The sequence below is a fragment of the Myxococcales bacterium genome, from assembly GCA_022563535.1.
Classification (GTDB): Bacteria; Myxococcota_A; UBA9160; order UBA9160; family UBA4427; genus DUBZ01.
Genome location: JADFNE010000129.1, coordinates 1 through 5,881 on the forward strand (window position 1 = coordinate 1; position 5,881 = coordinate 5,881).

The window sequence follows — 5,881 nt, forward strand, 5'->3', positions numbered from 1 at the left end:
ACAGAAGCGTTGTTCGAACACTTCGGCACAAGGACATGCACGAGATCGAAGAGGATCACCTCCTCGATTTCATCCGTTCGCAGCTCCATGCCGAGATGTCTCCGAAAACTCCGCGAAACGACCTGGGCACGCTCAGTGAGGACAGATACGCGACGGGTCGCCACCTATCCAGCCTAGATGGCCCTCCCGAGTGGACACATAAGACACCAAAGACACCATTTCTGATAACTCTGAAATATAGAACTCTATAGGGAGAGTTTATGGGATTGGTGTCCTATGTGGCCGAAGTGTCCACGGGTGGGAAAACTGAGGGTGAGCAGTTGGGGATGTGAGTTTGCGGGAAAGCAGGCGAGCGAGGAATGTGGTGCCTGCTTTGCCGGAGCGGACCAATATTGAAAACTGACAGCGACTGGAAAGCCTGCGGCGGGCGGCTTGCCGCTATTCGAGCACGCAGCCGGGCGTCAGAATCGAAAGCTGAGGCCGCCGCCGAGCAGGCCGAACCGAACTTCGTCGAGGTCGCCGCCGACGGAGACGTAACTCGCTTCGAGGCCCAGGACAAGGCTGGGCGTCAGGTAGTAGTCGATGCCGACGCCGGGGCGGAAGAGAATGTTGGTGTCTTTGTCCGAAAATCTCTCGCCCGTCTCGAGAGCCACGAATTTGAGCTGTGAAACGAAGGCTCCCAGGCCGATCGAGACATAGGGCTGGAATCGCTTTGTCAGCAGGAAGATTTTGGCGTTTGCAGTCAACTCCCAGGCTTCGAGCGAGCCCGTGAAGCCGGAACCGGAAAAATCGAAGTCTTTGAGACGGTCTGCGCGAAGTTCTGCGGCGAATCTGGGAACGAAACGGTAACCGAGCCATCCCGAGAACCCCTTGGACGAGTCGACCCGGACGTCCGTGTTGAACGCTTCGGGAGCCCAGAACACCGCAACCCCGATGTAGGCTCCGCTGCGATCCCAGGCGAAGCGCTGCTGGAGTTCATCGACAGCAGCCAGCGCCTCGTCTGCCCTCCGGTTGGCACGCTCGGCTTCACGCCGCACTTTCTCGATGGCCGCACGGTCGGCGTCAGATAAAGCGCCCGCCTGGCGCTCGGCAGCTTCAACTGCGGCCGCCGTCTGCGCGGCTGCCTCTTGCGCGATCTCCAACCGCTCCGCTGCCTCGGCGGCCTGCTGTCGTGCCTCGTTTGCGGCGCGGGCCGCTTCGGCGGCGTTCGCCTTGAGTTGTACTGTGGTCTGGCCGGCGACTTGGCGAGTTGGTGCCGTCACGAGGGCGAAAACGATGGCCAGCGCAACAAAGATTCGAGTGGCGCCGGACCCTGCACCGTCTCGGACTGCGTGCAAGCATCTAAAATTGTCGACGAGCACCGAAAAAAGGTTGGTGGGGATGCGCATGGGGGACCCCTCGCCCGTCCCTGGGGTCGCGGGCAAAAGCGCCAGCGAACCCTTCTCATTCTAGCGAGGATAGGTAATTAAAGCTGGGTTTCCGCAACCCCGGCCAAGTAGCACGTTGGCAAGTCTCCCGAATTCAGGAGCGATATGGCCGACCCGGGTAAGCACTTGCCGTTTCCGAATCCTGTCGTCAGTTTGCCTGGGCGGCCTGTCCTCCAGCGACAGCTGCGCCAATTGCATCGTGCATCCATTGTGCTGAATCGGAAAATCCGCCAAAGCTGTACAAGTGAATACCGATGATGTTGTTTCCTGCATGCGTCGCACAGTGATGGGCAAGCATTTGCAGCTGCTCAGTGGGGTCGGTATGCATGACCAGTTTTGCCGCCTTCATCCCCATCTCTTGCATTGCCCGCAGGGACGTGCTTACTCCGCACAGGCGGGCATAGCGCATAAGGGAAACAATATGCGTTGGTCCCGCCATGCCAACATACACCGGCACGCCCGGGGCTTCCTTCTCAAGAGTTACACAGAATTGGATGATGCGTACCGGTGCAAAGGTAAACTGGGTCAGTACCGAGACACCGATACCAGCACCGGCCGCCCAGGCCAACTTCTTGGCCAGCGCTTCCTGTAACGCCTGATGCGAGATCAGGGAGTGTCCCTCGGGATAACCGGCAAAACTGACCTCCTTGATACCGCAGGTTTGCAGTAAGCCGCTGTCGAGTACATCGAGGGTATCCGTAAATGGTCCCGCGGGCTCTCGCTTGTCACCGGCAATCAGCAGGACGCGCCGGACCTGGCATTCATCCACCGCGCGAGACAGGAACTCCCGCAGTTGCTTTTCCGAAGCCAGCCGCCTGGCGGCAAGATGGGGCACTGGATTAAATCCCGCCCGGCTCAACGACTGCATCCGATCCAGGTTCGTCATCAACTCTCGGTTGGCCAGGGCTGGAACAAAAACGCTCATCGCGTAGGGCAGAAGCTTCTGGCCGGGATGGATCGCGGCTGTACTGGTTTCTATCAACTCGATCGAACCATCTGCCACCAGTTCAGACAGGGTATGTGAGATTCGTGCTTCCAGCAGGTCGGGGTTCATGGCGGCTAGTCCCTCTTTCTGGATATCACATAGGACTCGTCATTAAACCAGAGTCCATGGTGTGCTTTTAGCGTGGCCTCCGTGGCCTCAAGGTATTGGCCACTCTTCACGACTGCAGACAGGCGTTCGTCCTCGATTTGCGCGACATACACTGCGGCGTTCCAGGCCGCAAACAGGGTGGATGTGCCGATACTGGATTCCACCTCATTGGGGAGTGTGTGCATGTCGTAGCGAAAAATCGAGCGGGAGTCGGCGTAGGCGTTCAGGTTGTAGTGGCGGGAGTCTTTACCCAGGAACTTGCGCAAGGCCCGCAGAATGTCGTGGCGATCAGTCGTGAAGGGCGCCTCGTCAGGCCACACCCGCTGGATGATTTCCATGCCCCAGGGTCCTTGCCGCAGGAATGAATACCGATCAAGCGGCCACCTTTGCCCAACGCACGGGTCAGGGGACCGACAACCTTATCTGCCTTGAATTCGGCGGATAGCCGGGCGCGATAGGGCTGGGACGCAATCACCAGGGGGCAACTCTGGGGGCAACTACACCAGTGTGATTTCACGAACCGTAACAATACCAATTAGTTACGTCCAATATTGGGTAGCTGTCCCCGCTACCACCGAAAGCATACGGTCGGTCGTCTCATGACGACCGACCGTATGTGCTTCAAGCGTCAGCTCGGCAGTCCCTTCGATGCTGTACTCGCGGCTGCCTGGGCTCTGATGGAGTGTGATCCGGTTGCCTCTCAGCAGCTTCTCCAACGCCAGGTGGGCCTTTTCCGGAGACGCCTGGAGGAGTGATTCGATCTGCGAGATCGCCGCACTCACAGGCTTCTCCAAACTTGCGGGGCTCCACTCCGGCTGGCCCGCCTCGATGCGGGTTTGGATCGCGGCATTCTCTTCGCGCAGCTCGCGAAGAACTTCGTAGAACTCATCCGAGGTTCCCAGCTTCGCGATCTCGCGGATCAGGTTGCGCTCCTCGAGCTTGACCTCGTCTAGCCGGCGCCGGTCAGCAGCCAGCGTGCGGTGGGACTCTTCGAACCGAGACTGGGCCAACCGCAGGCTCCGGCGCGCTACTTCTTCGACGATCTCCGGCACCAAAATCTGGGTTCGGATCGTTCCCAATACTCGGGCTTCCAACTCGCCCGGCTTGATGCAGCGCTCCGCAGAGCAGATCTTCGGGCCGCGCTTGTGTCGCCACCCGCACCCATACTTACCTCCGCCTACGATGTGGACCGGGCCGCCGCACAAGCCGCATTGGAGCAGTCCCGACAGGAGTTGAACCGGGCGCCGCCCCGAGACGGAGCTGCCGCCAACGAGTGTGCCGTCCGTTCGTCTCGGCAGAGTTCGAAATTCGGATTATCGACGCAGCCTCGATAATCCGAATTTCGAGCTATGCCACGAACGGCAGCCCCACCAATACGCCCAGTCCACCTGACTCGCTTCGGTTGAATCGCCTCCCCGCTTCGTGATCCCGCCTGGATTGCCGGGGACTTCGGTTATTGGAATAATGGAGTAATACTACTCAGAACTCGACACCGCCAACTCGAGCTTCGGCGGGCCATGGACGACCCTCACGTCTGCTCGAAGGACGTAGCGCAAATCATCGAGGACAAAGCATGTCCAGACGCATCGTCACAGGCAATGACAACGACAGCAAATCGCACGTCGTGAGCGACGGTCCGGCGATGGACTTCGGTACGCTGACTGAACTCTGGGCTACAGACGGTTCACCCGCCGACTTCGGTAGCGACGACGCGGTGGACGGGCGTAGAGTGAAGCTGGAGCCGCCCGAGAACGGCACGGTTTTTCGCTTCTTCAGAGTCGAACCCGAAGACCGCGGACAGAGCCGTGAAGAACTGAGTCACCAAGTAGCGGCATCATTCGAAGTGGTCGGTGCCGCTCACTGCCGCCCCGACACCAGCCTCCACCCCCGTATGCACAAGACGAGCACCGTCGACTACGTGGTCCTGCTGCGCGGCGAGGTCACGCTGCTACTGGACAACGACCAAGTGGATCTCTTGCCCTTCGATGTCGTGATTCAGCGCGGAACAAACCACGCCTGGATCAACAAGGGCACGGAAACGGCGGAACTGGTGGGGATTCTTGTCGACGCGAAAACACGTTAGACGATTCTCCACGGGCTGCGTCATCAACTACCGAGACATCCGCGACCCGTCAGTAAGAGCAGTCCCGTCGACGACTCCGACGATCCCGGATTTACCGTATCGTTGCCGATGTTCGTCTGAGCGGCACGACATCTAGCTACTCGATCAAGCGACAAACCGCAGTCGGACCAAAATAGCCGCCCCACCTGACTCGCTTCGGTCAAAGCGCCTCCCCGCTACCAGATAGAAACGCCCGGAGGCTTTCGGCTTCCGGGCGTTTTCTGTTCGGGCCACCGTTGGAGTCATTCGCCCTTGAGCTTCGACCCTGCGAGCACATTCAGGCTGCGAAGTTGAGGGCCGGGGTTCGAATACTTCCCGGGAGGCCACTATCCGAGCCCGGGGGAGTTGTGAGCCCGGGCCAGACCGTCTCCCGTCGATCCCGAGTCGGCGAACTCGCCTCGATGAGTCAGGGGGCCGGAGCTGCTTGGCAAGCTGGCAACCCGTGAACCGAAAAGTCGCCCCTACTCTTGCTCCCTCCGCGCTTAGTCGACAGAATACTCGACCTTGGACTCGAGGTGCGGATTTGAAGTTCTGATCCGCCGGGTCTCGACATGCCCGAAGAGGCAGGGGTGCGCAAAGTGGACTGGTACAGGATCAAGACTTCGCTCACAGGAGTGAAGCGACTGGCAACGTTATCGGAAGAAGACAAACAAGCGTGTATCGACGGGTATAAATTCCTTCAACGAATGCAAGCAGGTGAAGAGACCAAAACGGAGGACGAGACGAAAGCCGTCGCGGACTATTACAAGGTCTTGAACAACATGTTGTCAGTCTTCGATCTAGAAAAACTCTACCTTCCTCCCCAGCTGAACGAATCGGAGGGATTGTATGGGAACCAGTTGTTATGCGAACAAGCCGTGTTGAAAGAGCTGAGTGTACAGGACCCTGAAGAGTCCCATCTGTTGGATATGGGATGCGGGCGAGGACGAATCGCGCACTACATCGCCACGTTGACCGGTGGCCAGGTTTCTGGCTACAACATCGATCCGAATCAGATCGAAAACGCAATCGACTGGGCCGCGGAATGTGGAATGAGCGATCGGCTCCACTTCAAAGTTGGCGATCATCACAAGCCGCTCGAGTACGAATCAGGCACCTTCGATGGATGCTTTTCCTTCCAGGCGGTCTGGCCCTTCTTCAAGAAGGAGGAGCTCGATGCGCATGCAAGAGAAATGTCCCGCGTATTGAAACCCGGAGCTCGATACGCTTGTTCGGAGTATTTGCTGACCCCCTATTTCG

The 5,881-nt window shown here is 58.8% G+C and carries 5 protein-coding genes and 1 pseudogene; 2 read left to right on the top strand and 4 right to left on the bottom strand.

Features of this window, described 5'->3' with window-relative positions:
* Positions 1 to 461 precede the first annotated feature (461 nt).
* The 4 genes and pseudogenes from IH881_19965 to IH881_19980 form a co-directional block, all read right to left on the bottom strand.
* Positions 462 to 1,388, bottom strand: a complete 927-nt coding sequence (locus IH881_19965; GenBank protein ID MCH7869978.1) for a porin family protein — start codon at positions 1,386 to 1,388, stop codon at positions 462 to 464.
* A gap of 187 nt (positions 1,389 to 1,575) precedes the next feature.
* Positions 1,576 to 2,481 carry a methylenetetrahydrofolate reductase gene (locus IH881_19970; protein ID MCH7869979.1) on the bottom strand — a complete coding sequence of 302 codons (906 nt, stop codon included), beginning with the start codon at positions 2,479 to 2,481 and terminating at the stop codon, positions 1,576 to 1,578.
* A gap of 5 nt (positions 2,482 to 2,486) precedes the next feature.
* Positions 2,487 to 2,998, bottom strand: a pseudogene (locus tag IH881_19975) (hypothetical protein).
* A 61-nt stretch (positions 2,999 to 3,059) separates the two neighbouring features.
* Positions 3,060 to 3,599, bottom strand: a complete 540-nt coding sequence (locus IH881_19980; protein ID MCH7869980.1) for a hypothetical protein — start codon at positions 3,597 to 3,599, stop codon at positions 3,060 to 3,062.
* Positions 3,600 to 4,093: 494 nt separating this feature from the next.
* Between IH881_19980 and IH881_19985 the strand changes: the two genes are divergently transcribed.
* Both IH881_19985 and IH881_19990 read left to right on the top strand, forming a co-directional pair.
* Complete coding sequence (locus tag IH881_19985) at positions 4,094 to 4,603, top strand: cupin domain-containing protein (GenBank protein MCH7869981.1); 510 nt, start codon at positions 4,094 to 4,096, stop codon at positions 4,601 to 4,603.
* Positions 4,604 to 5,220: 617 nt separating this feature from the next.
* Positions 5,221 to 5,881 (top strand): class I SAM-dependent methyltransferase (locus tag IH881_19990; protein MCH7869982.1); only part of this gene is annotated, 661 nt, incomplete at its 3' end.